Origin of the sequence: Paenibacillus sediminis (assembly GCF_017873765.1) — a bacterium.
Classification (GTDB): Bacteria; Bacillota; Bacilli; order Paenibacillales; family Paenibacillaceae; genus Paenibacillus_AG; species Paenibacillus_AG sediminis.
The window spans coordinates 1,432,012-1,458,905 of sequence record NZ_JAGGKP010000001.1; the positions used below are offsets into that span (position 1 = coordinate 1,432,012).

The following is a 26,894-nucleotide window of genomic DNA, read 5'->3' on the forward strand; positions in this document are numbered from 1 at the left end:
TCAGCTCACCTTATCAGTTATTCTTTCGGCAAATATAAAACTCTACCCCAAGTTCCTATTAAAATAATTCCCTTATTAATACTGGGATTGCCAACACTATACACGGTTATAGCATTGTATGTATCATCGCCAACGACGAGCTGACCATTTTTGCATTCTAAATAACCGAATTTCATTCCTGGTTCTAAATCTGTATTTTTTGATTCTAGTACATATTCTTTATTTACCCACGTTAACGTTTGCGGGATATTGCATGTCGCGTTTGAGCTTGTTTTGTCAATATTTCTAGAAGATGTAAAATTTACGAAAATTACAATGGCGATGGTACAAGCCACGATCAAGCCTAAAACAACGACAATAGATTTCATGCCCATACGACCACAATCCTTTACAACTCTTTTAAAATATACAACGACCCAGCCTTTTGGTTACGACTGGGTCATCTCAAGGTGTCTCTATCTGTCTAACGAAGTTAATATAATCTGTACTTACAGGCTCAAACCCATCTTGCCGAAGATAAGTTGAAATTTGTCCACGATGATAGCTTCCATGTAAAGATACATGTGTCAAAATATCTAGTATTGTCGTATTAAACTCGGTTCCGCTGCTGTTGCGGTAGGATATATATTTTAACCAGTCAGTTTCCGTTAGCCCATCAATAAATAGCTTATAACCTTCCTTATTTTCAATAACTAATTGCTCACAATCTTCAATATAATAACTTGGCCACAACGGGATATGTGAACTGTCTCTTTCGTTCAAACGTGTTAACCACACTTTCTCAGAAGAGAGTACGTGCGCAAATAAACGAACTGTTCTTTCTGGTAGTTCTTCAATCGCTTGCAGTGCACTTAAAATTCTGACATTTGCCCAATGAACATGATCGAAAGTCCGAATGATTTGATCTTTCATATGTACTACCTCCTTGATCATCCAATCTATTTTTCGAATACACATGATCACTTAATCTAATCGTCGAATGACATATGTATTAGAAAGCATGTCGTACAAAGATCTTTTTCTTTTTGAAAATATCGCTGTGAAAATGTAAATAAATATTAATAAATATATGTATCCGCCTATGACATAATAACGAATCGGAACCACATTCTCGCCAATGGAAACAAGTCGATAGACTAGAAAATGAGACATTTCCCAAGGAATAAATTTAAGAAAAGTACGAGCAGCCGATTGAAGCAGGTTCGGTGATTGGCCAAACTGATTAACAACCCGAATCTTTCTTAATCTCTTGCCTACAGAACACTTTACGATGTTTGAATCCATAATGATGTAATAGACAGATACAGGTAGTGTCACAAATAAAAAACCAAAAAATTGTGCTCTATACAGAGAACCTGTGAACAATTGCTGAATAGAAGGAAATAGAAAAAAGCCGAACACAAATAGCATTATTAGATACAATAAAATCAACAAATAATCAATAAGAAAAGCTGTCAGACGCTCCGTAAAGGTTGCAGGCCCAACCATACCACTATTCCCCTAAAGCCTGAATCGCATAATTAGCCAGTTGTCTCCAATCAGACATATGCTTATTTCCTACTTGAATCCAATCTTTCATCGGTATATTTTTGCCTGATGGATCCCATAACTTGGACTCCTCCAGCTTTAATGCTTGTTTATGGACATGACCCTTCAATTTAAATACCATATCGTCCTGAAAAAAAGCAGCAAACGCTCTTCCTTCATACTTCAAGCATTTCTTTCCAAACAATTGACCTCGCTCAACGTGATGAGCTTTAATCATTTCTTCTTCGATATCGTTGTATACCGAGATTGGTTCTTTATTTTCCATTGTGATCTCCTCCTTCGTAAATTAATAGTTGATATCGCTTTCATTCATAATTCTAGGGATGAAGAACAAGCTATCATTGATATCTCTATTTGTACTGAATTAATCCAAACCCAATACCTGTAGGATCGACTAAATATGCTAAATAAAAATCGTCGAACTCCATCTTATCCCTTACAATTTGTCCTCCGTTTTGGGCGGTCTTCTTGATGGAATCCTCAATATCATCCACTTCGATTTGGATTCGAGTACCCTGTGGAAAATCACTCGGGCCCTTTGATATACCCCCATTTATGCCTGCTTTATCTTCAGTTCCGGTTGTTACAGGATGATAACCCCAATTGGGCTCAGCTACCTCCCAGCCAAAAACAGTTGAATAGAAATGAGCTGCCTTTTCAGGATCCTGACTGTTAATTTCAAATAAAACAACCCGAGACATAAAAACACCTCCATAATTGGTAATATTATCAATTTCAATGATACGGAATGTATGTTCTTATGTCAATTCGAATCAGAAATTTTTGCTCACATCGGTTGATCATATTTAATAGATTACTTATAGTAGTTTAGCCATATAATATTCGTCTACATATTCGTCATCAACGATAAGTGAATGTTTCTTTATGCCCTCAACTTCAAATCCAACCTTCTTGTAAAGAGCGAACGCAGCTTGATTATGTGACATCACTGTAAGTTCTAATCGATGAATATGTTGTTTTCTAGCCCAATCTTCCAGCTCCTGAAATAACTTTGATCCAATACCTTGACCCGTATACTTCTGTAATATTCCAACTACGATATGTACTGAATGCTTAATTCTGTTTAAATCAGATCCAAACGCCCCCAGATAGCCGACAATTTCGCCATCTGCTTCCGCCACAAAAATCATTGAGTTATTACTGCTAAGTATGGATGAAATTCTCTCTGTCTGCGCTTCAAGTGTTGTTTTTCTTTCTCCTGGTTCGTAAAGCATAAATTTCGTCTCTTCGTCGAGTTGTTTACTTAAATTCAAAAATCGTTCTGCATCATCAACTTTAATATTTCTAATCATCATCATTAGATCTCCCCTGATTCAAGCTTTATTTATCTGTCCAAGTAATTCATTCACCTGTTTTCTTGTCTTCACGATGATCACTCGCTTCTGATCCTTTGCCTGGTCTAATTTATTCATAATCTTGGATCTGCTTCTCTTCTTATAATTCCATACCCATTTAAGAAATTCCCAATCTAGTTTCTCAGGGCAGCCTTCATTCATATCAGGTCTCGTTCTGTTGTTATATTTAATTCTTCTTTTAATTACTCGATAAATACAAAGCAGCATAGGCATATCTAAAAAGATGATTGTATCTGCTCTCTTCATTCTAATATCTATCGTTCTCGAATAATTTCCATCCATAATCCACTTTTCTTGCTTAGAAAATTGTTCAACGGTCTTGTCCCATTCATCATCCGGTGTCGGTATCCAATTCGGATGCCAAAAATATTTATCCAAATGAATGACTGGAAGATCGAGTATTTGACTAAGCTTTTGGGATAAGGTCGATTTTCCCGCTCCAGCTGAGCCGATAACTAATATTCGGTTCATGTGCAGTCTCCTGACTCACTCAAATTTCCTTACTTTGAAACACTCTCTATTATATGCACGAGCTCTTCAGTGCCTTTTCCTTGAACGTTATGAATCATCGTGTCAACGATGGTTTGCCGATTGGCAACAAGGGTAGAAATTGCCGTCATGAAGGAATCATCATTCAACTGTTCCTCAAATAACACTTCGCAATAGCCAGATTTCTTAAAAGATTTTGCATTTAATATTTGATCTCCCCTACTCGCTCCTAGAGAAAGCGGAATTAACAGCATCGGTTTATGAAGAGCTAGAAATTCAAAAATCGAATTCGAACCTGCCCGTGAAATGACAAAATCAGCCATAGCCAATAGATCTGGAAGTTCCTCATGAACATATTCAAATTGCTTATATCCATATAATTTGATAGATTCATCTAACTGGCCTTTCCCGCAGATATGTACAATTTGATAATGACTAAGTAAATGATTTAAATTTTTTCTGACGGTTTCGTTGATACGCTTAGATCCTAAGCTTCCGCCCATAATAAGAATGACTGGCTTACTTTTCGTGAAATCACACAAGGAATAGCCTTTGTTTGCATTTCCTTGTCTTAACTCCTTACGGATAATCGGTCCAATATGAGTAGATTTGTTGCTGTTTATGTATTCTTTAGTTTCTGTAAAAGTTAAACATACTTTAGCTGCAAAAGGAATGGAGAGCTTGTTAGCGAGTCCAGGACTTATATCAGACTCATGGATCACAACTGGGACTCTGTTAAGCCATGCGCCTAATACTACAGGGACCGAAACAAAGCCTCCCTTGGAGAAAACAACATTCGGTTTTTCCCTTCTGATGATTTGATAGGCTTGATGTACACCTTTTATGATCCGAAATGGGTCTTTGAAGTTTTCTTTATCAAAATATCTTCGAAGCTTCCCAGTAGAAATAGGAATATATTCGACATTGGATAATTTTTGAATTAACTGAGCTTCAATTCCATTCTCAGATCCGATATATTTTACATCCCAACCCATATCCTGAAATTGAGGAATCAAAGCCATATTGACTGTTACGTGTCCAGCTGATCCGCCGCCGGTAAAAATAATCCTTTTTGACATCTGGCTCACCTTATTTTCTCATAATTGAAATGAAATTAAATCTGTTTATAATAAAAAACCGTCGCATCTAAATGTCCATTGGATGACTTTGCGTAATTAGGTATTTGACCCGCTTCTATGTATCCAAGTGACTTGTACAGCTCATTAGATGGATCGCCTAATCTAGTATCTAATATTAATAAAGATCTGCCCTCTGCCTTCGCTGCACTCTCTACTGTCTGCATGAGTAAGCGTGCGATACCGTTTCTACGATAGCTTGGATGTACCATTAACTTAGCGACTTCTGCTCTATGGGATCCATTTGCTTTCATCGCTAGATGAAGTTGGATCGTTCCAACAATCTTTTCTTCCATTACAGCGATCCAAAGCATAACTCCTGGTGAAATCACTTGCTCCCAATATTCCACTGCTTCTTTCATCCTTAAAGGTGCCAAAAAACCAACAGAGGCTCCATCCTCCACAACGTTAATCAGCATTTCAGATAATTCGTTAAGCATTGCAGGTTCCATAGATTTGAGTTTTAATATAGCCATATTATTTTTCACTTATTGTACATCCTTTCAACTAGATAATGTTACAGTTGCTGCTTTCTTGTTCTAACGATTTTAACTTTTGTTCAACTTTCACAAACATGATAACTATAAAAAAAATCATTAGCCCAATGATTACAAACGTCGTGACAATTCCTTTGATCAGAAGGCTAATGATGACTCCAATTATGAAAAGAAAGATCCCATACATGCTCATTAATTGTGCGCTGTATTTGTTTCCCGCTTCCCACAATTGCTTATTTTTCATGGACCTAATAGTTCTATATCCATAGAATCCATTAATCTCTTTGGGCGACTTTTTCTTAAGAATGATTCCTGACAAAAAGAAGATCGTACCAATTAAAAAGCTCAAAATTAAATTTGCAATTTGACTGTTTTCCACTGTGATTTCCTCCCTGTTGATTTCTAAATTGCCTAGCTGATATCTTCACCATTAATAAATGAATACCGAATACTGCTCCTTTGACTCGTTATATAGTGAATTACGATCTTCAAGTGTCGTTACACTATAGATTCCTCACAAAATCGTGCAATAATTTATTAAAGGTGCGTGGGTTCTCCATATTTGACATATGTCCTATATTTGGAATTTTGAATAGCTGGCACCCTTCTATTTCACTTGATAGAATGTTGGCCATTTCTATGAAATTAGGCAAATCAAATTCGCTTGTCAAAACCATGCACTTTATTTTTAATTCACCAAGTCTGTTTCTAGCTTTGACTTTAGGACTAATAATCGGGTTATGATTGGCAAAATTCCAAAATGTATATGTACTTAACATTTCAATTAATTTTTCTCTAAGCGATTCTTGGTTAATTGCATGAGTGAAATAAGGCGATGTTAACCATAGTTCTCTTGCCTTCTCTAGATTATTATCTTTTAGAAGCAATTTGAGTTCTTTATAGATGTTCTCTAGATTTGTATTTAATTCTTTTGAGATGTAACCTTCCAAATATGAATTTGATAAGACGATAGCGTCTACATACTCCGGAAAATCAAGCGCGAAATTTATGACTATTCCTCCGCCCATTGATAATCCAACGAGACATACATCTGTAATTTCCAGAAAATCTAGTAAAGCTTTTAAATCTCCTTGATGAGTGTAGCTTTTCGTGTCAGGAATGCTTGATCTTCCATAGCCCCGTACATCATAACGAATAACCGTATACGATTTACAAAACTCTTCAAATTGCTGATCCCACATCCTTGCATCTAATCCCATTCCATGTATAAATACGATAGCCTTTCCTGAACCTGCTTTCTCATAGTAAATTTGACCATCGCCTACCTGGATCTTTTTCAATCTTTCCAGCTCCTGTTATATGATTAATTCTTCTTCAATGCTTTATTCCATTCACTTCATTGTAAAGCGTGGACAGTCACTATGAAATTATCATCATCTAGATTCCATACTTATGTCTCCTTCAAAGTAATTTTGGACTCAAATATTTGTTCTTCTCCAAGATTGCTCTTACCGTTGAAATTGTATTAGCCCATTTCGGAAGATTTGCAATTCTGTTTAACATAATCCATCGAAGGCACGCAATAGCCTCGAATTGTTCCAGTTCATCCTCTGTGTAATTGTTCTTCGCTAAAAATACAGATCGGTAAGTTGAAGAATACCGTTCACTAACATAAATCCAAATTAGAATAATTGACCATGCAATATCATATCTCGGATCACCAAGTTGGATATTTGTCCAATCGATAATTGTAATCTTTCCATCTGATTCAAGGATATTACCTAAATTATAATCACCATGAATGAGACAATTTTGTTCCATTCTTGAACTACTGATGAGCTGAATTAATAGTTCTTTAATATCTAACTGCTCATCAATTCCAGGAAAAAAATAATTTACAAATTCGTATTTAGGAATTATTATTCCGCTTAATGTATCAGACTGAAAATTATGTATCTCAGTTAATATATTTGCAATTTGAGTAAGTTTTAATTTATTCACTTTATGGATAGGTGTACCATCGAAACTGGTTAACAAAACTTGATTGTTATTTTCATCAACGCCCCAACCCAAAGGTTTAGAAACAGCTATTCCCTGGTTATACAAACCCTCTAACAGCTTATATTGAATTGATATATCTGGCTTTGCATCCCGATTCCATACTTTTAATACAAATTTGGATACCGGCGTACTAATACTAAATACATCTCCTTCAAGTCCGGAATCCAGTGGAGTTATGTCAATCGAAATATCTTGTGTTAACAATGATTGTAAATCGTTCCTTTTTTCTTTCCAGATGATATCAAGGATAAGATCATTCATTATATTCTCTGCCTTTCGCGATTCCTTTGGTATATTCCTCGTAAATATGATGAGATTTTCATTGATATATACTTTGTACGTTGAAGCAAGAATTAATGAAGTCTTTTAATAAAACCTCTCGTTCTGAATCACCTGTCGCAAAATACAAACTGATTTTTGCTTTTCGGGGTGAAAAGCCTATTAGTGGTGCAACACCTTCGTGACCAGATTCATATTTATAATGATATGCACCAAATCCAAATACCTACAATGAATTCAAAACATCACTAATCTTAATTTTCCAAATCATATGGTCATATCCCTTATCCCAATAATCCTTTAATAAATAATTAGGTTCTCCAAACTTTTCCCTCCAAATTTTTTGGGCGGACTTATATCCGCTATCTAGAACAAATTCTTTCATTCCCTTTTGGTGCATTGTACAGTACATCGTTTTCAAAAGCGTATTACCAACCCCCTTCCCTTGGTAATTAGGATGAACAAATACTGTACCTAGCTCAATAAGATCTTTTGAATCATAATTTGTATAGTTACGGATAATTTCATTAACTGGTCCGATTTCAATTGAACCGATTATAGTACCCTTGTACACAGCAATTAAAAAAAAGTGATCCTTCCCGTTACTTTCTAAGTCACTTTTTAGGTGAATTTCTTTTGTATTGATTTCATCTTCAATATCATCTAACTTCTCCCCAATTCCTTCCTTGACAAACGTATCAATAATTACGATTCTAAAAAAGTCACTTAGTTCTTTAATGTCTTTAATGCTGGGTCTGATTATATCAACTTGTAACAAGTGATTACCTCCTCTATAAAAAGAGAATGTTCTTTTTATTCTTTACCCAACTGATCATTAAAAAATAACAACTCGGTCAATTATCCCGCCTAACATTTCTTGTATTTACGACACGACCCGGCCTTAGATAGCTCCTATCTTAAGTCGGGTCGTGTGTCGTCTGAGTCGCTTCCTTGATTATACATCTGACGCTTGCTTCGATTATGGTTTGGCTTGCTTTGGTTGCATCCACTTCCTAATCATTTAATCCCTTTCCACTCAGAATTTGCTGCATATATTTTTCAACCCTTGACTCTCGAGTTTTGGATTGTTTGGGTTCAGAAAAATAAAGAATGTATGCTCTTTGCCGTCCAGGCGTCAATGCTTCAAAAGCAGTTTTCAAGGCAGGGATTTCATCGAATTTATTTTGAAGTTCTTCAGGAATTATGAATTCTGTATTCTTTTTAAAATTCACTTCCAAACCGGCTTTTTCAACTTCAATGGCTTCATAAATATAGGCTTTCAAGATGGTTTCCATTTCAACTATTTCTTGAACATTGGTGAACCGAATCTGGCGCGCCGCCTGTACATTCTTCGTTTGTTGGATTAGAATCCCATGGGCATCCTGTAACAAGGCACCTTTGTGAAACAGAAGCGCACAATATTCTTTAAATCCATGTATTAACACTATGTTTTTTTTCTCAAACGTGTAACAAGGATGCATCCACTTAAATTCTTCGGTCAGCCCACAGTCAAGAACGATATTTCTCAACTTCTCATATTCTTCCTTCCACTTTTTGGCTTTACTTAAAAATTCATCAACCTTAGGATTCATTCTACTATTTGTCATCAAGTACCCACCTCTTCATCATAATAATATTGTGCTTTCAAAATAAGCAGTTCATTTTCAAAATCTACTTGATATGACGAGATTATGTTGTCATGTATCTGTGACACAAAATTACCTCAAAATATAAATTTATACTGTATTTGCTTTGAAAACGGCCCAATGACATTCCACTCTTCATCGCTTATTTCGTATCTGCGTCTCATAGGTTCAATTGTACTGCTTTTTTGTGGATTGTACAGTTTGCGTACAGACTCTAGAAAATCTCCATTGTTTCTGATATAGGTTTCCTCAATCTGGTCAATGTAATTTAGTGCTTTGATACATCTTTTCTAATATGGTAATATATATTTAATAAAGACCAAGTGCGGCTAACACTTGGTCCAACAATTGGCTTGGACGGTTTATTCCCTTCTAAGTCGTAGAAACAAAACCCACCTTCGGCAGCTAACCTTTGGGTGGGTTTTTTACTTTCTCTTGTTGTTATGATTAATGTATGTTAAAAGAGCAAGAATGAATGTTCCAAAAAGGAGCATAATCGCCCACCCAAGATTCAATTGCAGTTATATTTTACCTTTATTTACATCTGCGTACAAGCGTTCTTATAATGACTTGATCTTTTTATTTTAAATATGGTTTTAATACAATTCGCAGCCCTTTCACATAACGTTCGTGTATTCACGACGTCCCACCGACTTAAGGATGCGCCAGCAGCCGGCCGCGATGCGGTTAGGTGCAGGGTTGTCCGGCTGAATCTACTTCCCTGCTGACTGCCAAATGCCTCAATCGAATCCATCTGACTACTTCGGCCGGACCAAGGGCCGAATGGCCCGATGCGTGAACATGGTGTTATCCGATGCCTCTGACCCCCTGGATTACTTTCATTTCACTTGATCTTCAATCCAATCTTTAAAGATAACCCTATACACAAGCGAGATGCGTGAGTCATTTGAATGATTTAAAACAATTCGTTGAATTTTTAAAGGGATTATCCCAATATTTACAGAATTCATTTGGTAACAGTTGGAGAATAAAAGGGGTTGGTGAATATGACATTGAAGAAATTATTACTAATATTACTAGTCATTGTTTCTGTATTTTCTTTAACGGGGTGTGTGCCTGGGGATGGAGTCAATAACGACCATCATATGGCTGGATTTTTCTGGGGTATTTGGCATGGATGGATCGCACCTATATCACTAATCATTGGAATGTTTAAACACGATATTAGGATTTATGAAATCAATAACACTGGATGGTGGTATGACCTAGGTTTTTACATCGCTGTAATCAGTGGATTTGGCGGGCTTTCTTTATCCCGACGGAAAAAGATAAACAAAGACTAATACTGTGCTTAGCATCAAGTGAAGTGGCTAAAGAAAACAGCTTTACTATCATCTTCATGTTCTTGGAGGTTTCGGATAGCGTTTCCGTGTTCACGACGCCCCACCGACTTAAGCGAACGAAGTTCGCGGCTGCGCTTACGCAGTTAGTCGGTGGGGGTGTGTCCGACTGAATTTACATCTGTGCTTGAATCATCTTCCCCGAATCCTCTTCTCTCACTTCTGGCGGACCGAGGGGCGTATGCCCCGATGCGTGAACAGATTGTTATCAGATGTCATACCCTCTTTGAATAACCTTACTTTATTTTTGTTTTATCTAGCTTTGGATTCTCTGGAGTTGCTACAGCCGGTTCATTATTACCACCCATCCTACGTCTAGAAGTTTCCATTCTACCAACAGCAGGTATATGATTAGAGACTTTAGCCAATCCGAATTTAGGCATATTACCATAAATACATTCATACATGTTCGCCTGTACTTTATATGTTTCATGATAAATACCAACTGTCCCATCCGTACCAATTGACTTATTGAAATGCTTCCATGCCTCGAGATGTATCCCGCCTCTTGCATAGCTTTCTAATTGTTCGTACGATTTCCAATATTGCAAAAGTGTAACTCCTCGCCAACTAAAGAAAAACTCGATTCCTAAAAAGCCAAGATCGCGATTCATGTATAGTTCTTTAATCATTGGATCCATTGCTTTAAATACAGGTAACCATTTATGTATTGCAAATAATTTATTAACTCTCATACCAATAATAAAAACAACAAAATCTCCTTCAATTTCTGCAGCATATCTTCCAGAATAAATTGTCATAATTATTCTCCTTCTAATAGATTGGTTTATTGTTTATAGTGTTTGATAGCTTGCATATGATTTCTGTTAACGTCTCTCGTATTCACGAACCCGAGAACCTTAAGCCCCAGAGGGGCGGCCGCGACGCGCTAGGTTCGCAGGGTTGTCCGCCTGATCCAACTCCCTCGAAATCCCTTGGGCGGACCGAGCAGCCATAAGGCTTCGATACGTGAATACGGTGTTATGTGAAATCTTCGTAACTACTTATTGTGTAAGGAGATTCTAAGATGTCTACTAAGCCGGTCATAATCGAAAAATACAATTATAATTGGCCAGCCATTTTTAATGGGCTTGCTTTGATATTGAAAGACCACTTGGGGAGTTTAATTATTGATATTGAGCATGTCGGAAGTACATCTGTTCCTGGTCTAGCAGCAAAACCAATAATTGATCTAGATATCGTAATTCACTCTATGACAATACTTCCTGAGATCATTGATAAATTAAGTGAATTAGGATATTACCATGAGGGCAATTTGGGAGTCGAAGGCCGAGAAGCGTTCGGAAGAATAGATAATAAGGTTCCATATAATCAAGAAAATTCAATAAAATCAGAACATCATCTATATGTATGCCATAAAGAAAGTGAAGCGTATTTAAGACATTTATTATTTAGAGATGTATTAAGACGGTATCCTGATCTTGCAAAGGAATACGCGGAACTCAAAAAAGAACTTGCAACTCTATATAAAGATAACCGAAAAGCTTATACAGAAGGAAAAACACAATTTATAAATAGAATCATGGAAAAATATAAGACCAATTTGTAAGCTGTTCAAGAGGACGAAGACTTCAGATAACAATGTATTCACGCTTCGGGGCCTTCAGCCCCTCGGCGTCGTGAATACGGAAACGTTAGGCGAAGTAGTTGCCATCTTGAGAATTCCGGATAATCATCTTTCTGTAAATATCAAACTACATCTTGGACATACCAGTGAGCTTTCATCTATTTTATCTCCACAAGAAGGACACACAATATGCTTATCGTTGTTCAATATATTTTGTTGTGTTTCTTTATTATCAATTCTGCTATTACCTTGCTCTAGTATTTGTTTAATTGCTTGTATATTCTTACCCATCGTAGAATTATCTATTGCTGTCTTTATCACAAGATATAATATTATGATGGATACAATTACACTTATTAACCAAATAATTACATACTCCATGAATGTTTCTCCTCACCATTTAAGAGATTTAATCTGATTAGCAACTATTTCACCTAACGTTTTTGTATTCACGACGTCCGACGAAGTCGGATGTGTCCGGCTGCCTATCGCTTCCCCCGAAAATCCTCGGCCGGACCAAGGGGCGGGAGCCCCGATGCATGAACACGGTGTTAGACATAGTGCCTTCTTCGAGCTACTGCCATAATGACTTATTACAAGGTCTTACTTTCCAGTCAGTTCCCGAGTGGGAACATTCCTTAAGCATCTGCTCTTATCGATCTCATTGCCTTGGCACTTGCATTACGTCTAACACCTCTTAGGTGAAGTTCCGTCAGTCAATCCTCAATCGAACTCTTTTTAAAAAGTTCCTTCATCTCTTCAGGTACTCGTTTAATATCTTGAATTTTAAAATACCCGTTATTTTTAGGATCTTTTATGATATTCACTAAGAGCATTTCTCCATTCTCAAAGGATATTAAACTATAAATATCTTGACCCCATCCTGCTGTCGTCATTTTTGTTAATTCTTCAAATTGACTTCTGCTTATTTTGTTTTTTTGTGGTTCTGACAAATATGTTTGAAATAACGCATAGTCTTTATTATTTAATGAATCTTTTAATAAACGATTCGTGTTTTCGAGTGTGTTAGGTGATATCATTTTACTGCTAGAGCATCCCACAACTATGCATATAAATATAGAAATAAAAGAAAACTTTTTAAGAATTCTCCTCATAATCACCATCCTTTCATGATTTTTGAATCTTCTAGGAATTTCACCTAACGTTCTTGTGTTCACGACGTCCCTCCACCTTAAGCCCCGAAGGGGCGGCCGCGATGCGGTTAGTCGGTGCGGATGTGTCCGGCTGAATCTGCTTCCCTGCTACTGCAATTGCCTCCCCGATTCCGCATCTAACTTCTGCCGGACCGAGGGCCGAATGGACCGATTGTGTTATCCGAAGTTGATTACTTCTCAGAGTTACCTTCATCAATCTTCAATGAAATACCTTCAATTAAACTTACAAGCTCTTTTAATCTCGTCCTTCTAAATACAATTACATCTGATAAAACAAATTTAAGTGCAGAAGCCAAATATGTAATAATAACAATTCCAACAGCATGACTTACTAATAGTTCAACTGCTTCACCCCTTATACTTATATTCTTAAACTGAGAAACAGCGTATTGATTCCATATTGGTATAAATAGTCCTATAAAAATACCTGGAACAAAAAATATCGAAAGTCTTGTTGTTTCTATTTCTTTGTTTATTGCATCAATAATTTTATTGGATTTTTTCGCTAAATCTAATCTTAATGTGGTTTCAAGATATTCTTTTAACATATCTTCTTTATAGGAGACAAAACTAGACCCGCCCCACATTACTTCATCTTGATCAAGTCTGTAAGTATTAAACACCACTTTCTTTGCCTTCCTGTTCACAAGGTATAATCCAGCAAGCGTTAAAACAAAAAGGAAAATTGAAGCATACTGCTTATACTCAGCGGGTAATAATAAAATAACTATTCCACCAATCAACAAGAAACTTAAATAACCAAACCAATACGCCTTCATCTTCTTGAATACTAGATTATAATTCCCTAGTTCTTTCATGTAAAAATGAATGATCTGATGAATCAATTTACTTATCTCCTTTATTGATCAATTTCGGATAACGTTCTTGTGTTCACGACGTCCGACCGACTTAAGGGACGTATGTCCCGGCTGCGCTTGCGCAGTTAGTCGGTGCAGGTGTGTCCCCTGAATTAGCTTCTTCGAAAATCCATTGGGCGGACCGAGGGCCGAATGGCCCGAAGCGTGAATGTGGTGTTATGCGATGCCAGTGCCACCCTGAATAATCTTTCACACTGTGTTGTAGTTCTTATGATCTTATAAGGATTCTTTAAAGTAACTGATCGGTTCCATGTAATCTATTGGTTTATGAATCATTCCATTTCAAGCGTTCAATATTATCGTAAAAGTCATCTTCAATAAACCATGTAACTTCTTTCATTGTTCCAAGGACACTTCTATTGTTTGTCTTCGAAATAATTACTTCTGCGCCATATGCTAAATATCTATTGATCAAACTTTCATTAACCCCCTCTCGGAGTAAGTATTCCCGAAGAGTTAACATGAATTTATCTTTCAATCGCTCTATTTGCCCTGTTCTTATTCCATCAATGATAATAGCTAATCTAGTTAAATCGTTCACAAAGACAATGTGTTTTCTTTTGTTCAAGTTATATATATTTACATGCCAGCTTAAAAACGGAGCTACACTGAATTCTTCAACTGGAGTTGTTTTCATGTCTTTCAATAAGTCTTTAGTAAGTCTTAGAGTAAGCATTCTGTTGTTCCCTTCTCGCACTGGTTTCGCATAACGTTACCGTATTCCTGACGTCTAAACGGCTTAAGGCACGTAGTGCCGGGTCGTCAGACTTAGCCGGTTGGATGTGTCGCCTGATCTCCTTTCTTTGAAATTCCTCTGGCGACCAAGGGAGCGTTAGCGATCGCTGCGGGAATACAATGTTATAAGATGTTGGCGCCTTCTGGAGTTACTCTAAAATTTCGTTTTTTTAATAAAAAATGACCCTGACTTATAATGTCAGGGAACTTGTTGTCACTTATATATGTCTCCTCTTGGTCCTAAACGTACTACAAAAATGATTAATTCATTATTAAAGATTTCATAGATAATTCGATAATTTCCTACCCGTAATCTATAAATGTTGCCTTCTTTACCCTTCATTTTCTTTGAATTTGGGTTTTCAAATGGATTGCTACTAATTGTTCTAGAGCCATAAAAATTCTTCTAGCTATTGTTTTATCGAGTTTTACAAGTGTCTTTTCTGCATCACTCGAAAATTTAATATTATATTTCGAGTTCACGTTTCAAATCCTCCAAGGATTTAGTCTGACCGCTTTGAAATTCGAGTCTGCCTTGTTCTATAGCCTCAATATCTTCAGGTGTCAAATGATCATCCTCTTCATCGATTTGTTTCTCAAGTAACCAAGATAAAAAGCTCTTAGCCAAAACTTTGTTTTTGTCATTTAAGTGACCTAGAATTTGTTCCAGTTCATCATTTGGGACACTCATGTAATGTACCCCCTTTGTTTTGATCCTTCTTATTATACTCCAATATACTATCATGCTCTAGACTTTTGTGTTTTTATACTCCATCTTCGTATGAATTTCAAAACCGTTTTGGCGCCAATTTCTTATAACGTTCTTGTGTTCACGACGTCCCACCGACTTAAGCCACGAAGTGGCGGCCGCGATGCGGTTAGGTGGTGCGGGTGTGTCCGGCTGATTCCACTTCCTCGCTACTGAAATGCCTCTTCGAATCTACATCGGACTTCTGCCGGACCGAGAGGGCCGAATGCCCCGATGCGTGAATGTGTTATATGATGTCGGGGCCTTCTAGAAATACTCCCAAAAGGTATTACATTCCTATTCCTGTGAATTCCTTATTTGGACTGTCAACAGTAAATCAGACAACTTTTTTAAGGGCTGTAGCTTTGTACTGAACTGACGTCATGTATCCTAATGTGCCATGTATACGATGCTTGTTGAACCAGTTCACATAATCATATAATTCCAACTTTAGATGATGAAGACTTTGAAAATTCATCTGGTTTACGAATTCTGTTTTCATCACTTTGTAGGTGGCTTCAGCAACGGCGTTGTCGTAAGGACAGCCTTTCATGCTCGGAGAGCGACCAATATCAAAAGTCCCCAGTAGCTCGTCTATGTCCCGGTTCTTAAATTCACTTCCACGATCCGTATGAAACCACTGAATGTCGCTTAAGTCGCCTTCTACCGTGGCAAAGGCACGAGAAATTAGAGCAGCGTCTTTATTGGGACCTGCGCTGTGGCCAATGATTTCTCGATTAAATAAGTCAATGAGGACACAAATGTAGTGCCACTTGTGCTGAACTTTGACATAAGTGAGATCGCTGACCACGAAGCGTTTGGCTTCGGTTTGATCGAACTCACGCTTCAACACATTCGCTGTTGTTGCTTCGTTACAAGCGGTCTTATGCGGCTTATACTGCGCTATCGTGTACGTGGACACAAGACCCTGCTCTTTCATGATACGACCGATTCGGCGCCTGGAAAGGATGAATCCTTGTTCCTTAAGTTTGACTTTGATCTTGCGTGTTCCATACGCTTTTCGATTCGTATGAAAGATCTCGACAATGGCTGTCGTTACTTCGTCTTCGTTATCTTTTTCTTTCGCTTCATAATAGAACGTGCTTCTAGCGATTTGCAGGACTTCGCACATTGCTGATACCGAGTATTTATCACTGTTTTGCTTAATGATCTTTACTTTCGTCCCATGATCAGCGCGGCTTGCTTTAAAATGTCATTCTCCATTTCAAGCCGCTGAACTCGTTTACGAAGAGCGATGAGCTCATTCTCCTCAGCGGTTCGGTTATCTTTTTCAGAAAACGACCCTGAGGTTTGAGCTTGTTTAATCCAGAGATCGAGTGCAGATGGGCTAAGCTCATACTCTCTCGCAATGGATGCTCTTGGCTTTCCGTTTTCATATAACTGAACCATTTGTCTTTTGAAATCTGCTGTAAATGTGCGTCTTTGTTTTGGCATAGTAGATCCGCTCCTAATTGTATTGATTTCATTCTACTAGCCCCTATTTTTTATGTCCAACTAAGTGTAGACGATCCAATATAAACCTTTTAAAGCGTGGTGGTAGATTTGTTTGTAATCATAACCTATGATATAGGTGAGAAGCGCGTTGGTAAAGTATGTAAGAAGCTACGTGAGTATCTAGATTGGACACAGAACTCTGTGTTTGAAGGTGAGATTACAAAGGGAAAATTAACACGATGTCTGGCAGAATTGAAAGATATAATGTCTGATGAAGACTCTATTTATTTGTATAAGGTAGAAAATCCAAAAGCTATTGTTAAAGAAGTAATTGGAGAAGATCGTTCTTTCGACAGGCTGTTTTTGTAATTTATTTGAATTTGCATTGCGCGAAAAAAATGTCGAAAATCCCGCAAGCCTTGTGTGGAAAAGGATTTCGGGGATTTTGTAACTACTACGAATTTCAGCATTGTATTTAGAAATTTCATTAATTTATTTGTCCATGTATTCAAGGAAAAAAAAGTATTTTCTTAGTGCTTAGATTTAAATCGGGGTCTCTTTTAAGCATTACATGCTACCAGCGTCGGCAGTTGTTCCTCCCAGGACTCATCCCATGTGGAGGTCGTCCTCCTTTTTCTCTGCCGTTACTTTCGCTCTTTCTTACCATTTTTCCATAGAGACGTGAATCTCGGTTCCTATACCTTGGCTTCTAAAAACTCGCTACAAATCAGATGGAACTCCTCAATACGACAAAATCTCTTATTGAATTTAGGCACATTTCCTCATTCAATTTTTTTGTGTTATAAATACAATTATTTACAGGGAAAAATTTACATATCTCCTGAAACTAGCTCCTGAATCCGTAACAGTCCTTTTGTGAAGTCGAAGGAAATAGTATCACATCGACTCGGCATCTCGCTTATAAAGGACAGTAAGCCCTAATTGCTTCGCCGTGGCCATCTACCAAGGAATTACTATCTCGACCCTCACGGATTCAGGCAACTAGTTCCCCAAAAAAATATTTTGGGTGCAAGAAAGGACGGTGGTTAAAAAAATCGTATTTTCCAACCAAAAATTTTTTCAACCAAAAAATTAACATTAGGAGGAACGGATCTTGAAAACATTAAAATCATTTGTTACCATAACCTCATCATTACTGCTCTGTCTCTCTGTAAGCGCTACAGCATTTGCCACCCCCAAAAACGTTGGGTTTGATGACGTTACGGCAAAAAAAGAACTTGCAGCAAAATATGCTAACAAATTTAGACCACTTAGTAGATCAGAATTAGACAAACGTACTGATAATGTACAACATTTGCTTAATGAACTTGCTGTTGACGTTGCTACTGGCGATAAAACCATAGATGAAGCAAATCACACCTTAGAGGCCGTGGACGTTTATGCATTGAAGGTACCGTCAGACGACGGGGGGTTATTATCGCCATTTTCCGTAGGCAGTACAGATGTTACCATGAATAGCGTCTGGATTACGTATGATGCCCAAACTCGTAGATGGAACGCATCGGGGGGCGGATATTGGAATGGCACTGCTTGGTTTACCGACAATCCTGGCGGTTGGTGGGGAACCAAAGGTGAGACAAAAAATGTCGGAGGGTTAGACTCGGTAGGCATAACTTATTATAATTCGAGTGGATACGGAACTACTTCTGTCGTTAGCTCTTTGGGCTATGTCACCGATCATAACGGATGGAGTGTTGACCTTAATAATCCTAGCCATGGTGATGGTAAGAATGGAGTTGCCTTTGATTTTCAGGATCAAATGAAACTTAAGTCCATATCTGGTATCACACCTAAAGCTTCAGATTTCACATACCTTGGCGAAGGGTTTGCAGCAACAATTACTTACGACTCGGGATTCTCCAATTATCATGGCAAAGCAAGATCTATGTACGCACATACCTGGAGCAATACGAGCATAAACAGCATAGGTTTTTCTGGCGGTGCTGGTAATTTTGGCGTTACAGTATCATGGGCTAATGAAGGACATAGCTGGTTAGTGTTCAATAATAGTGATACTTCTTTCTAAGTAGCTGGAGGTACAAAATTGATTTATCTAAAATTCCTGATTCCTGTTATACTCGTCCTGATTGCTTTTGTAATAGGGGGGTTGTCCAAACTGATTACAAGAGAAAATGGGATACGCTATATTCTACTTGGCATACAGCTTACAGTACTGGGTGTAGCTGCGATAATGTTATGGGCATTTGAATTTCGTGATGAGGATCTCCTAGTTATATCCGGATCTGCTCTTAACCTGTTGGGTATTTGTCTCACTATTACAACAATAATTAAATGTAAATAATTGTTGATTATCGCGATTTATGATCTACCCTTTCCTATCAGGCTAGCATAAAAAGCAGAGTTAGTAATCCAGAGTAATATCAAACGCTCCCAAATCGGCAAACTTTGTGAAAGCCCTTTCGATCGGAGGATCGGAAGGGCTTCTTTACGTGTGTGCCCGGCATAGGCCATAACTTGGCAGTGATAGTCCCGATACCGGCTTGGCAACTGGAGTTGTTATCCAAAGGTAAGTTTGCCCTTCTCACTATACTTGAAATAAAAACTTGATCTTTTGATCCAGAAAAAATGATAATCGAATAAATTTCTTCTCTAAGGTTCAATAGCAATTTCCCATGATATGGCTTAGGGACTACACTTTTGATTTTATCTTTACTGATTTGATTATATATTTTGAACTTCATGTACCTCTCCTAAAAATAGAAATGTAAAAGATTCTGTAATTTCACCGTTCTGTCGTATAACGTTCTCGTATTCACGACGTCCCACCACCTTAAGCCCGAAGGGCGGCCGCGACGCGGTTAGGTGGTAGGATGTGTCCGGCTGAATCTGCTTCCCTGCTGCTGAAAATACTTCTCTGATCCAACTTCTAACTCCGGCCGGACTGAGGATCGAATGGCCCGAAGCGTGAATATGGTGTTATAGGATGTCAGCGTCTTCTTGAATAACTTACAAAAAGCACTTTACAATTTAAATTCGCCTTTAATAAGATTTGCAACTTCCTCCGCACTTAAATATGTATTATTAATTCTCAGATAGTTTTCTCTTAAAATTTCTCCTGGGTTTGAGTTCAGTCTGTGTTTTTCCATGGTTTTTAATAGTTCCTTTTCAGATTGTTCAGTATTTCTTTTGGTTGGTTTTTGAGCAAGTCTATATGGGGTAATATTTCGTTTTAATCTTTCTTCAATATCAGCTTCTAATTCAACAAAATAAATCTCTGCACCTTTCGATTCAAAAATATCACAAGTTTGTTTTACAAAATCCCAATCTCCTTGGAGATCAAATCCCCAGACATAAGTGAAAATAAGTCCGTATTGATTGCTATTGGCGAAAGATTCAAAAATTTCTCTTCTTAAGAGATTAGCTAACCTCCATGTTTCACTTCCAAAACCAAAGAAAGGATGAAATAACTCAATAGACATGTGATTATGAAATAATTTCAAATCAGTAATTTTCGATAATTCATGACCAACCGTCATCTTGCCGACGGCCTGAGGTCCAAATAATAATATGAATTTGATAGTATTCACTCCCGCTCTTATGGTCTTGCGCTGATTTCCTATAACGTTTCTTGTATTCACGACGCCCCACCACCTTAAGGTCCGAAGGACCGGCCGCGACGCGGTTAGGTGGTGCGGGTGTGTCCGGCTGATTCCGCTTACCTACTACTGAAATTCTCACCCCAGAATCCGCTTCTAACTCCAGCCGGACTAAGGGGCGAATGCTCAGAAGCGTGAATATGGTGTTAGGTGAAGTTAGCTCTTCTTCGAGTTTGCTATAATCAGACTTTCCTTGTCATTAATATTAACCCAGTTGACCAGTTTAGTTTACTTATGAAAAAATCATCTCTTGATTCTAAATAAGTAATTAGTTCTTTTACTTTTTCTCCATGTCCTTCTGGCCAATTGGGTTGAGGGTTTAAATCATCAATAATATAAATCCCTCCCGACTTAACCATTTTAAGTACTTCTTCGAGTAAATAAAATTTACCAGGCCATGTGTCAGCAAAAATAATATCAAATCTTCTATTAGCGTGTTCCATTATATATTCCGCGCCATCGCATACAATTAATTCCAAGCGTTGATCATTGCCTAGTATTTCTTTAGCTATACTTGAACATTCTTCATTCATCTCAACGGAATACAATTTGCTCGATTCATCCATGCCTTCAAGAATCCAAGCTGTTGAATGACCTACCCCAGTTCCTAATTCAAGAATATTAATTTGCTTTCTTGATGCAACTAACAGCCGAAGGAAGTTACCTGTTAAGATATCACATGAAGCGTCAAAACCAATTTGAGATGCTCGAATCAGCAGTTCCTCGGCTTTCAAGGGATTTAAGATCTTATTGTATTCATCCATGAAACTACCTCCTAGTCAGCTAATTTCACCTAACGTTCCTTGTATTCACGACGTCCTTCCACCTTAAGCCCGAAGGGCGGCCGCGATGCGGTTAGGTGGAGGGATGTGTCAGGCTGATTTCGCTTCCCTGCTACTGGAATCTCATCCCCGAATCAACTTCTAACTCCGGCCGGACCGAGGCAGCTTGTCTGCCGAAGCGTGAATATGGTGTTAGGTGATGTTAGAGCCCTCTTCGAATACACTACACAACTTCTTATAGATTTCATTGATTCTTTCAATGTCTTGGTCTAACAAGGTTTCAAAAGTATATTGAAAATCCATGGCATTCATAGGGGTGGGATACCTTCCCTCCCAAATTAAATAGTGAGTTAGTTTATTTAAAATTTGTTCTTCCTCTAAGCTTAAATTGATATATAAATTATTCGAAATACTCAATAAATTATGCCCAAGTCTTGGTCTAATCCTATAATCATTATCCAGCTTAAAATTATTATTAAGTACATATATCCCTTTTAGGATATTCTCAATTGCAAACGAAATGAGCAAATAATAAGTTGAATAATTTGATTTACTAACCATTACTTTGCCTGGGTTTAATGATGCTATGATTCTTACCCTTTTGTTCTCTAGTAATATCGAATCTAAGAGAGTGTCAGCCGATTCTTTTAATTCCTTTGATTTATAAATCCATGCATTCGGATTATTAATAACTTCAGTAATATCTTGTTTTAGAAATCTCGCCTTGTCTTCAGAGATCCTTCGAGTGTCCTTCCCTACATAGATGACATCAAATATGTGTTCTTGATCTTCCAAATGAATTTATCCCTTCTGCTCTAATTTCACCTAACGTTCTTGTATTCACGAACCCGAGAGGCTTAAGTGACCGGAGGGGACGGGTCGTCAGACTTAGCCTCGCAGGGTTGTCCGACTGAATCCACCCTCGGCTCTTCTGCATCGGTCGGACCAAGGAGCGCTAGCGACGCAGCGTGAATACGGTGTTAGGTGATGTTCCTGCCTTCTTGAATATTCTACATAGTCTCTTATTCATCGATTTCCAAGAATTCTTCTTTATGACTTCTGATGTAGGAATTCATTCTTTGAATAAATCTCCCTACTACATTCTGATACGCAATAAATATAGGTTTAATGTATTCATTTAGTTCTATATCATTCTCAAGATCAGTTGGCGATGCTTGTTTCCATTCCCCTGATTTCATATTCTTTCTCTTGATTACAAGTTCCATTTGTTCAAGGATATTAATTAATTCCTGATCTCTATAAAAAAGCACACCGGACTTAAGACCATTCCAGGCTTTCAACTCACCGATAAAATAGGACGTAAACCAATAGAATTCCTCGATTGTATGTACATGATTATAAAAGGCATAAAACAAATATAGAGCCTGTTGTCCTTCGTTTAATTGGTTATACACGGCTACTTTCTCATCAAGATTCTTTCCTCGAACTGAAATCAACATTGGTTCAATACATAACCAGCTAAGACTATCTTTAAGTAATTCGTCTTGCTTAATTCTAATAAGCATTACTTTTCCCTCTCTTTCAATCCTGCAGGAATTTCACCTAACGTTGTTGTATTCACGACGCCCCACCACCCTAAAGGAACGAAGTGACTGGCCGCGATGCGGTTGGGTGGTGCGGGTGTGTCCGGCTGAATCTGCTTCCTTGCGACTGTAATTGCCTCACCGAATCCGCTTCTAACTCCGGTCCGGACCGAGGGCCGAATGGCCCGAAGCGTGAATATGGTGTTAGACGACGTTACACCTTCATTGATTACGCAAAAATCGCAACTGGAATTATTTGAATTACAGGCCCCTCAATATTTGTTATGATCTCCGGTATATTCAAGCCGTTTTCTGATGCTTTATTGAAATTTTCAACCATTTCACTTATTGTTTCAGTTGAGAAAATTCCGAAACTAGTTTTTCTCAATAAATTAATACTCTCATTCGTATTAACTACACGTACAACTTTACCTAGTATCTTAAAACTTCCATCAATTATTTCATTTGAGCCAATATCATTAAAGTATTCCATATTACATGCCAATACTGCCCTAACTTCTTTATCTATATCTGCAATTAAATCAATAGATTTTGATTGAGTTAAATCGCTTAAAACTGCTTTCATTTGTTCTAGTACGATTTCATTCTCAGAAGTCCCCCGCTTGTTTAGATGTTTATTTTTACTTTGGCCCTGAGAAGATTCAGTAAAACTTAAAAATGTCTCAAATACTTTTACAAAAATTTGTATCGCTTCAACCATAGGATTCTTTCTTAATATTCCTTCAAATTCAATAAAATCACCTGTTTTGATGTCTCCTGCCTCAATAGCCTTTAGAGTAAGAGTTTTAATTGTGTCTTGTTCCTGTAATGCGCTTCTTAACTTTGAGAAGAGAGACGCCGGTGTGTGAACTCGTTCTTCAGAGATTTCGTTTTGGTTATCATTTTTAGATGATTTACCTAGTGATCCTGATAAAGATATCCCAAGGAGTGAAAATAGATTACTTGCATTAATTCCTGCACTTAGTTTAGAATCTTTAGATTCTGAATCGTTCGACATACTTCTAACTGCTCTAAATCTAGAAAAACCATCTTCTAAAATAGCCAATAAATCAAATACAATCTGTTGATTTAAGTAGATTGGGATATTGAGATTATCTGCTTTCATTTTGATCTCTCCTAATTGTTATTGTGTAATGTCGTCTAACGTTCTTGTATTCACGAGCCCTGCACCGGCTTAGATAGCTCCTATCTTAGCCGGTGCAGGGTTGTCCGCTGATTCCACTTCATTGAAATGCCCCTTGCGGACCAAGGGTCGACGTCAGTCGGCCCGCTGCGTGAATGCGGTGTTATATGATGTCCCCGACTTCGTGAAAAATACTCTCAACTCTTCTCTTTTTTCTTGATTATGCTAAGACGGTAATGACTTAAATCTTTCGTTTCAATTATTTCCGAAAACATACTTATATCACCAATATCGTATATAAATGCACTTTCATGATCCTCTAACACTACTAATCTATGTTCTTGTTGATATTCAAAGTAAATGTCCTTCCAAAAAAACATATCTAGGCTTTTCTTTCCAAATGAAAGAAATCGGTCTCTATCATTTTTGGAAAAATCACTGTACCTTACCTTACTCGCGAAATGTGATATCTTGCCTTCTCTAAATCTCTTCTGCAATTTATTAGTAAACTCATATCCGTTAATAATTAGCATGTGCTTTCCAAAATCATCTTTCATCTTTTCCAAGAAATTCAAATCTAGGGAAACCGTAAATTCGTCCTTAGTTTCATCCTCAATAATCAAATTCTCAGATGTTAAGTATGTTGTGCAGAACATTGGTTTTTTTAATAAATAGTCTAATCTTAATGTCATTACACTAGCCTTAGCATCCGCAATATGTTCTTTAGTTTCGGAAATGTATATTTCTAGGTCAAGATTATGCATTATAAATGACCCTTCGTATTTATCTCCGAGTCCTTTCTTCTTGTCTTGTTCCTCCCTTTCAATAAAGTATTTAAAATTATTCATATAAAGAGTTCCGTTTTTTATATCATTCAAATATTTTAATTCGGAGAATTTTAGGAAGAAATAAATACCTTCTGGGTCGTAACCTTGTATCTCGGATAACTTCAGAGGAATCACTCTCCTTCAATGGTTTTCGGGGATGTCATATAACGTTCTTGTATTCACGAGCCCGAGAGGCTTAAGTGACCGTAGGGAACGGGTCGCCAGACTTAGCCTCGCAGGGTTGTCCGACTGAATCCACCCTCGGCACTTCTTCATCGGTCGGACCAAGGAGCGTCAGCGACGCAGCGTGAATACGGTGTTAGATGATGCCTGCGGCTTCATTGATATACTCTCAAATATTGTTATCATCAATAAACTCAATACAAAAAGGTTGAATTTCAGGTCTTAAACAATACTCAATTCTTTTTCTGAAATCTTTCCATTCCACTTTATTTAATGCTTCTTCAATCGGAAAGAACCCAGAATCCAAGCTTTCTGATGATTGGATTAATTCTCCACCAATTGGTTTTGCAATAAATAAGGTGTTACAAATTGAATTACCAATATTCTGAAATATTCCACAAAATTTAATGATTTCAATGTCTATTCCTGATTCTTCCTTTGTTTCTCGTATCGCTGCTTGACTTAATGATTCCCCTTCTTCTACTTCTCCTCCAGGCATTTCCCAGCCTCTTCTTGGTCCTTTAATAAGTAATATTTCGTTTTTATCATTTATTACAATTGCAGCAGCAGACACAATATGTTTTGGTGGATTCATCACTTCACTCCTTAATGATTAAGAACAGAATCATGATTCTTTGATTCATAATCTAAAAAGTCTTTAATTGCTCTTCGCAGGTTTCATCTAACGTTCTTGTATTCACGACGCCCCACCGCCTTAAGGTCACGAAGTGACCGGCCGCGATGCGGTTAGGTGGTGCGGGTGTGTCCGGCTGATTCCACTTCCTTGCTGCTGCCAATTGCCTCTACGAATCCACTTCAAACTCCGGCCGGACCGAGGGGCGAATGCCCCGAAGCGTGAATATTGTGTTAGATGAAGTCAGAACCTTCTTGAATAACTCCCAGACTTTAATTCATTCAAATCCTAATAAATATAGTTCTGTATATTGTCTAATTCAAATAAATCACTTTCAGCAAAAAATTGATTAAGAATCTGTACATGTGATCCACCAATTATCAATAAGATCCTATCATCTTTCGAAGTTGCTATTCTTGCAACATTCGAAAATAGGATTAAATTTCTTTGATACCACCAAATTAACCAGTCCATTCCTATGTATTGATCTATATAACCAATTCGGGCTATGTTGATATTCATAGCGTGAAGTTGTCTTATTTCAGCTATCTCATTACAATCACGATACATGTCTAATATGCTTTTGTACTTATTAGCCTCATTAGTTCCATGTTTAGTCTGAATCCAACCAAAAATTGAATGAAATAGTTCTGGTTGATGAGCTTTAGTCCATTCATAAATTTCACCTACACTTCTTGTTCCAGCACCTTGTTCCATCCAGTCTATCGCATATATTTCTTTATGTAATAAGTCTGCAGCTATACGGAAACCAACTTGATGTACCTCATTTACTTCTAATTCAAAGTTGCCAGTTTTAAATTGCCTAAATTGCAAATTAATTCTTTCATTTAGCTTTGTTTCAACTTCTAAAGCAATTTTTGTTGGTTTATATTTCTTGAGTCTATCTACTACTTCCTGAATTTCTTGTTGTCTCTTTTGAGATAGCAGATTATCAATTTCTGTTTTATACATGTCAGGTGTTGATCGCATATGAAAAGTACCCAGAACTAGCATTTTAGGTTTATTAATCATTATTGAGATTCTCCCTCCTTCTAAGTATGGGTTCACAAGCATTGCTCTGGTTTCACCTAACGTTCTCAGTATTCACGAACCCGAGCCTTAAGTGACCAACGGGAACGGGTCGAAGACTTAGGCTCGCAGGGTTGTCCGGCTGATTCCACTTCCTCGCTTCTCAACATCGGCCGGATC

35 protein-coding genes and 1 pseudogene are annotated in these 26,894 nt (G+C 37.6%); 4 read left to right on the forward strand and 32 right to left on the reverse strand.

Features of this window, described 5'->3' with window-relative positions:
- Positions 1–17 precede the first annotated feature (17 nt).
- The 16 genes and pseudogenes from J2Z20_RS07035 to J2Z20_RS17950 all read right to left on the reverse strand — a co-directional run bounded on the left by J2Z20_RS07035 (position 18) and on the right by J2Z20_RS17950 (position 9,487).
- On the reverse strand, positions 18–374 hold the full coding sequence (locus J2Z20_RS07035) for a hypothetical protein (RefSeq protein WP_209847014.1): 357 nt from the start codon (positions 372–374) through the stop codon (positions 18–20).
- Positions 375–444: 70 nt separating this feature from the next.
- Entirely contained in the window at positions 445–912 is a 468-nt protein-coding gene (locus J2Z20_RS07040) for a DinB family protein (RefSeq protein WP_209847018.1), read from the reverse strand.
- A 51-nt stretch (positions 913–963) separates the two neighbouring features.
- Complete coding sequence (locus J2Z20_RS07045; protein WP_209847022.1) at positions 964–1,488, reverse strand: RDD family protein; 525 nt, start codon at positions 1,486–1,488, stop codon at positions 964–966.
- Positions 1,489–1,492: 4 nt separating this feature from the next.
- Positions 1,493–1,813, reverse strand: a complete 321-nt coding sequence (locus J2Z20_RS07050; RefSeq protein ID WP_209847024.1) for a hypothetical protein — start codon at positions 1,811–1,813, stop codon at positions 1,493–1,495.
- An 85-nt stretch (positions 1,814–1,898) separates the two neighbouring features.
- On the reverse strand, positions 1,899–2,249 hold the full coding sequence (locus J2Z20_RS07055; protein ID WP_209847027.1) for a VOC family protein: 351 nt from the start codon (positions 2,247–2,249) through the stop codon (positions 1,899–1,901).
- Between the two features lie 117 nt (positions 2,250–2,366).
- The gene (locus J2Z20_RS07060) at positions 2,367–2,861 is read right to left on the reverse strand and encodes a GNAT family N-acetyltransferase (RefSeq protein ID WP_209847413.1); all 495 of its coding nucleotides are present in this window, start codon (positions 2,859–2,861) and stop codon (positions 2,367–2,369) included.
- 21 nt (positions 2,862–2,882) lie between these two features.
- Entirely contained in the window at positions 2,883–3,395 is a 513-nt protein-coding gene (locus J2Z20_RS07065; protein ID WP_209847030.1) for a DNA topology modulation protein, read from the reverse strand.
- 29 nt (positions 3,396–3,424) lie between these two features.
- Positions 3,425–4,492 (reverse strand): undecaprenyldiphospho-muramoylpentapeptide beta-N-acetylglucosaminyltransferase, encoded by a 1,068-nt coding sequence (locus tag J2Z20_RS07070; protein WP_209847034.1) that lies wholly within the window; start codon positions 4,490–4,492, stop codon positions 3,425–3,427.
- Positions 4,493–4,527: 35 nt separating this feature from the next.
- Entirely contained in the window at positions 4,528–5,025 is a 498-nt protein-coding gene (locus J2Z20_RS07075; RefSeq protein ID WP_209847416.1) for a GNAT family N-acetyltransferase, read from the reverse strand.
- Positions 5,026–5,056: 31 nt separating this feature from the next.
- Positions 5,057–5,425 carry an SdpI family protein gene (locus J2Z20_RS07080; RefSeq protein WP_342454276.1) on the reverse strand — a complete coding sequence of 123 codons (369 nt, stop codon included), beginning with the start codon at positions 5,423–5,425 and terminating at the stop codon, positions 5,057–5,059.
- Positions 5,426–5,549: 124 nt separating this feature from the next.
- Positions 5,550–6,347: an alpha/beta fold hydrolase gene (locus tag J2Z20_RS07085; RefSeq protein WP_209847037.1), complete on the reverse strand. Its 798-nt coding sequence runs from the start codon at positions 6,345–6,347 to the stop codon at positions 5,550–5,552.
- Between the two features lie 121 nt (positions 6,348–6,468).
- On the reverse strand, positions 6,469–7,329 hold the full coding sequence (locus tag J2Z20_RS07090) for an aminoglycoside phosphotransferase family protein (RefSeq protein WP_209847040.1): 861 nt from the start codon (positions 7,327–7,329) through the stop codon (positions 6,469–6,471).
- 97 nt (positions 7,330–7,426) lie between these two features.
- Positions 7,427–7,573, reverse strand: a pseudogene (locus J2Z20_RS17945) (DUF1801 domain-containing protein); the annotation flags it as partial.
- Positions 7,574–8,125: a GNAT family N-acetyltransferase gene (locus tag J2Z20_RS07095; RefSeq protein ID WP_209847043.1), complete on the reverse strand. Its 552-nt coding sequence runs from the start codon at positions 8,123–8,125 to the stop codon at positions 7,574–7,576. It lies immediately after the preceding pseudogene.
- Positions 8,126–8,360: 235 nt separating this feature from the next.
- Positions 8,361–8,954 (reverse strand): YdeI/OmpD-associated family protein, encoded by a 594-nt coding sequence (locus J2Z20_RS07100; RefSeq protein WP_209847046.1) that lies wholly within the window; start codon positions 8,952–8,954, stop codon positions 8,361–8,363.
- A 464-nt stretch (positions 8,955–9,418) separates the two neighbouring features.
- On the reverse strand, positions 9,419–9,487 hold the full coding sequence (locus J2Z20_RS17950; protein WP_245252069.1) for a putative holin-like toxin: 69 nt from the start codon (positions 9,485–9,487) through the stop codon (positions 9,419–9,421).
- 513 nt (positions 9,488–10,000) lie between these two features.
- On the opposite strand from J2Z20_RS17950, the gene J2Z20_RS07105 reads away from it, so the two are divergent.
- Entirely contained in the window at positions 10,001–10,297 is a 297-nt protein-coding gene (locus tag J2Z20_RS07105) for a hypothetical protein (protein WP_209847049.1), read from the forward strand.
- 293 nt (positions 10,298–10,590) lie between these two features.
- Here J2Z20_RS07105 and J2Z20_RS07110 read toward each other — a convergent pair whose 3' ends face one another.
- Entirely contained in the window at positions 10,591–11,115 is a 525-nt protein-coding gene (locus J2Z20_RS07110) for a DUF4188 domain-containing protein (protein ID WP_209847052.1), read from the reverse strand.
- A 266-nt stretch (positions 11,116–11,381) separates the two neighbouring features.
- Here J2Z20_RS07110 and J2Z20_RS07115 point away from each other — a divergent pair, with 266 nt between their 5' ends.
- Complete coding sequence (locus J2Z20_RS07115; protein WP_209847055.1) at positions 11,382–11,924, forward strand: GrpB family protein; 543 nt, start codon at positions 11,382–11,384, stop codon at positions 11,922–11,924.
- 123 nt (positions 11,925–12,047) lie between these two features.
- On the opposite strand, the gene J2Z20_RS07120 is transcribed toward J2Z20_RS07115, so the two are convergent.
- The 7 genes from J2Z20_RS07120 to J2Z20_RS07150 form a co-directional block, all read right to left on the reverse strand.
- Entirely contained in the window at positions 12,048–12,323 is a 276-nt protein-coding gene (locus tag J2Z20_RS07120) for a hypothetical protein (protein WP_209847059.1), read from the reverse strand.
- Positions 12,324–12,658: 335 nt separating this feature from the next.
- Positions 12,659–13,120, reverse strand: coding sequence for a hypothetical protein (locus J2Z20_RS07125; protein WP_209847062.1), 462 nt, complete (start codon positions 13,118–13,120; stop codon positions 12,659–12,661).
- A 167-nt stretch (positions 13,121–13,287) separates the two neighbouring features.
- Positions 13,288–13,962: a hypothetical protein gene (locus J2Z20_RS07130; RefSeq protein ID WP_209847065.1), complete on the reverse strand. Its 675-nt coding sequence runs from the start codon at positions 13,960–13,962 to the stop codon at positions 13,288–13,290.
- A gap of 298 nt (positions 13,963–14,260) precedes the next feature.
- Positions 14,261–14,671 carry a DUF6933 domain-containing protein gene (locus tag J2Z20_RS07135; RefSeq protein WP_245251903.1) on the reverse strand — a complete coding sequence of 137 codons (411 nt, stop codon included), beginning with the start codon at positions 14,669–14,671 and terminating at the stop codon, positions 14,261–14,263.
- 273 nt (positions 14,672–14,944) lie between these two features.
- A complete protein-coding gene (locus J2Z20_RS17955; protein WP_245251905.1) occupies positions 14,945–15,073 on the reverse strand; it encodes a type II toxin-antitoxin system RelE family toxin in 129 nt (42 codons plus the stop codon).
- Positions 15,074–15,196: 123 nt separating this feature from the next.
- On the reverse strand, positions 15,197–15,421 hold the full coding sequence (locus tag J2Z20_RS07145) for a hypothetical protein (protein WP_209847068.1): 225 nt from the start codon (positions 15,419–15,421) through the stop codon (positions 15,197–15,199).
- Between the two features lie 394 nt (positions 15,422–15,815).
- Positions 15,816–16,933 (reverse strand): IS3 family transposase gene (locus J2Z20_RS07150; RefSeq protein WP_209847071.1). Its coding sequence is split into 2 segments (ribosomal slippage): positions 15,816–16,687 and positions 16,687–16,933, totalling 1,119 coding nucleotides; the frame shifts between segments, so codons are not numbered across the junction.
- 108 nt (positions 16,934–17,041) lie between these two features.
- Between J2Z20_RS07150 and cas2 the strand changes: the two genes are divergently transcribed.
- Together cas2 and J2Z20_RS07160 are read left to right on the forward strand one after the other, a co-directional pair.
- Positions 17,042–17,302 carry a CRISPR-associated endonuclease Cas2 gene (gene cas2, locus J2Z20_RS07155; protein ID WP_209847074.1) on the forward strand — a complete coding sequence of 87 codons (261 nt, stop codon included), beginning with the start codon at positions 17,042–17,044 and terminating at the stop codon, positions 17,300–17,302.
- A 745-nt stretch (positions 17,303–18,047) separates the two neighbouring features.
- On the forward strand, positions 18,048–18,980 hold the full coding sequence (locus tag J2Z20_RS07160; protein ID WP_209847077.1) for a hypothetical protein: 933 nt from the start codon (positions 18,048–18,050) through the stop codon (positions 18,978–18,980).
- 955 nt (positions 18,981–19,935) lie between these two features.
- Here the strand turns inward: J2Z20_RS07160 and J2Z20_RS07165 are convergent.
- The 8 genes from J2Z20_RS07165 to J2Z20_RS07200 form a co-directional block, all read right to left on the reverse strand.
- Entirely contained in the window at positions 19,936–20,493 is a 558-nt protein-coding gene (locus J2Z20_RS07165; protein ID WP_209847421.1) for a DEAD/DEAH box helicase family protein, read from the reverse strand.
- A gap of 260 nt (positions 20,494–20,753) precedes the next feature.
- Complete coding sequence (locus J2Z20_RS07170; protein WP_209847080.1) at positions 20,754–21,335, reverse strand: O-methyltransferase; 582 nt, start codon at positions 21,333–21,335, stop codon at positions 20,754–20,756.
- Between the two features lie 210 nt (positions 21,336–21,545).
- The gene (locus tag J2Z20_RS07175) at positions 21,546–22,148 is read right to left on the reverse strand and encodes a hypothetical protein (protein WP_209847082.1); all 603 of its coding nucleotides are present in this window, start codon (positions 22,146–22,148) and stop codon (positions 21,546–21,548) included.
- 227 nt (positions 22,149–22,375) lie between these two features.
- On the reverse strand, positions 22,376–22,879 hold the full coding sequence (locus tag J2Z20_RS07180) for a hypothetical protein (protein WP_209847085.1): 504 nt from the start codon (positions 22,877–22,879) through the stop codon (positions 22,376–22,378).
- 247 nt (positions 22,880–23,126) lie between these two features.
- Positions 23,127–24,023 (reverse strand): DUF6414 family protein, encoded by an 897-nt coding sequence (locus J2Z20_RS07185; protein WP_209847088.1) that lies wholly within the window; start codon positions 24,021–24,023, stop codon positions 23,127–23,129.
- Between the two features lie 215 nt (positions 24,024–24,238).
- The gene (locus J2Z20_RS07190; RefSeq protein WP_209847091.1) at positions 24,239–25,003 is read right to left on the reverse strand and encodes a hypothetical protein; all 765 of its coding nucleotides are present in this window, start codon (positions 25,001–25,003) and stop codon (positions 24,239–24,241) included.
- 217 nt (positions 25,004–25,220) lie between these two features.
- Positions 25,221–25,646: an NUDIX hydrolase gene (locus J2Z20_RS07195; RefSeq protein WP_209847093.1), complete on the reverse strand. Its 426-nt coding sequence runs from the start codon at positions 25,644–25,646 to the stop codon at positions 25,221–25,223.
- A gap of 327 nt (positions 25,647–25,973) precedes the next feature.
- Positions 25,974–26,717: a DUF5694 domain-containing protein gene (locus J2Z20_RS07200; RefSeq protein ID WP_209847096.1), complete on the reverse strand. Its 744-nt coding sequence runs from the start codon at positions 26,715–26,717 to the stop codon at positions 25,974–25,976.
- Positions 26,718–26,894 lie beyond the last annotated feature (177 nt).

What these genes read in the sequence shown, in the direction of transcription:
- J2Z20_RS07090 (WP_209847040.1), bottom strand. Translation starts at nt 7,329, where the DNA reads ATGAATGATCTTATCCTTGATATCATCTGGAAAGAAAAAAGGAACGAT.
- J2Z20_RS07055 (WP_209847027.1), bottom strand. Translation starts at nt 2,249, where the DNA reads ATGTCTCGGGTTGTTTTATTTGAAATTAACAGTCAGGATCCTGAAAAG.
- J2Z20_RS07075 (WP_209847416.1), bottom strand. Translation starts at nt 5,025, where the DNA reads ATGGCTATATTAAAACTCAAATCTATGGAACCTGCAATGCTTAACGAA.
- J2Z20_RS07120 (WP_209847059.1), bottom strand. Translation starts at nt 12,323, where the DNA reads ATGGAGTATGTAATTATTTGGTTAATAAGTGTAATTGTATCCATCATA.
- J2Z20_RS07060 (WP_209847413.1), bottom strand. Translation starts at nt 2,861, where the DNA reads ATGATTAGAAATATTAAAGTTGATGATGCAGAACGATTTTTGAATTTA.
- J2Z20_RS07050 (WP_209847024.1), bottom strand. Translation starts at nt 1,813, where the DNA reads ATGGAAAATAAAGAACCAATCTCGGTATACAACGATATCGAAGAAGAA.
- J2Z20_RS07145 (WP_209847068.1), bottom strand. Translation starts at nt 15,421, where the DNA reads ATGAGTGTCCCAAATGATGAACTGGAACAAATTCTAGGTCACTTAAAT.
- J2Z20_RS07185 (WP_209847088.1), bottom strand. Translation starts at nt 24,023, where the DNA reads ATGAAAGCAGATAATCTCAATATCCCAATCTACTTAAATCAACAGATT.
- J2Z20_RS07040 (WP_209847018.1), bottom strand. Translation starts at nt 912, where the DNA reads ATGAAAGATCAAATCATTCGGACTTTCGATCATGTTCATTGGGCAAAT.
- J2Z20_RS07200 (WP_209847096.1), bottom strand. Translation starts at nt 26,717, where the DNA reads ATGATTAATAAACCTAAAATGCTAGTTCTGGGTACTTTTCATATGCGA.
- J2Z20_RS07180 (WP_209847085.1), bottom strand. Translation starts at nt 22,879, where the DNA reads ATGCTTATTAGAATTAAGCAAGACGAATTACTTAAAGATAGTCTTAGC.
- J2Z20_RS07195 (WP_209847093.1), bottom strand. Translation starts at nt 25,646, where the DNA reads ATGAATCCACCAAAACATATTGTGTCTGCTGCTGCAATTGTAATAAAT.
- J2Z20_RS07045 (WP_209847022.1), bottom strand. Translation starts at nt 1,488, where the DNA reads ATGGTTGGGCCTGCAACCTTTACGGAGCGTCTGACAGCTTTTCTTATT.
- J2Z20_RS07035 (WP_209847014.1), bottom strand. Translation starts at nt 374, where the DNA reads ATGGGCATGAAATCTATTGTCGTTGTTTTAGGCTTGATCGTGGCTTGT.
- J2Z20_RS07170 (WP_209847080.1), bottom strand. Translation starts at nt 21,335, where the DNA reads ATGGATGAATACAATAAGATCTTAAATCCCTTGAAAGCCGAGGAACTG.
- J2Z20_RS07070 (WP_209847034.1), bottom strand. Translation starts at nt 4,492, where the DNA reads ATGTCAAAAAGGATTATTTTTACCGGCGGCGGATCAGCTGGACACGTA.
- J2Z20_RS17955 (WP_245251905.1), bottom strand. Translation starts at nt 15,073, where the DNA reads ATGAAGGGTAAAGAAGGCAACATTTATAGATTACGGGTAGGAAATTAT.
- J2Z20_RS07115 (WP_209847055.1), top strand. Translation starts at nt 11,382, where the DNA reads ATGTCTACTAAGCCGGTCATAATCGAAAAATACAATTATAATTGGCCA.
- J2Z20_RS07105 (WP_209847049.1), top strand. Translation starts at nt 10,001, where the DNA reads ATGACATTGAAGAAATTATTACTAATATTACTAGTCATTGTTTCTGTA.
- J2Z20_RS07100 (WP_209847046.1), bottom strand. Translation starts at nt 8,954, where the DNA reads ATGACAAATAGTAGAATGAATCCTAAGGTTGATGAATTTTTAAGTAAA.
- J2Z20_RS07065 (WP_209847030.1), bottom strand. Translation starts at nt 3,395, where the DNA reads ATGAACCGAATATTAGTTATCGGCTCAGCTGGAGCGGGAAAATCGACC.
- J2Z20_RS07110 (WP_209847052.1), bottom strand. Translation starts at nt 11,115, where the DNA reads ATGACAATTTATTCTGGAAGATATGCTGCAGAAATTGAAGGAGATTTT.
- J2Z20_RS07135 (WP_245251903.1), bottom strand. Translation starts at nt 14,671, where the DNA reads ATGCTTACTCTAAGACTTACTAAAGACTTATTGAAAGACATGAAAACA.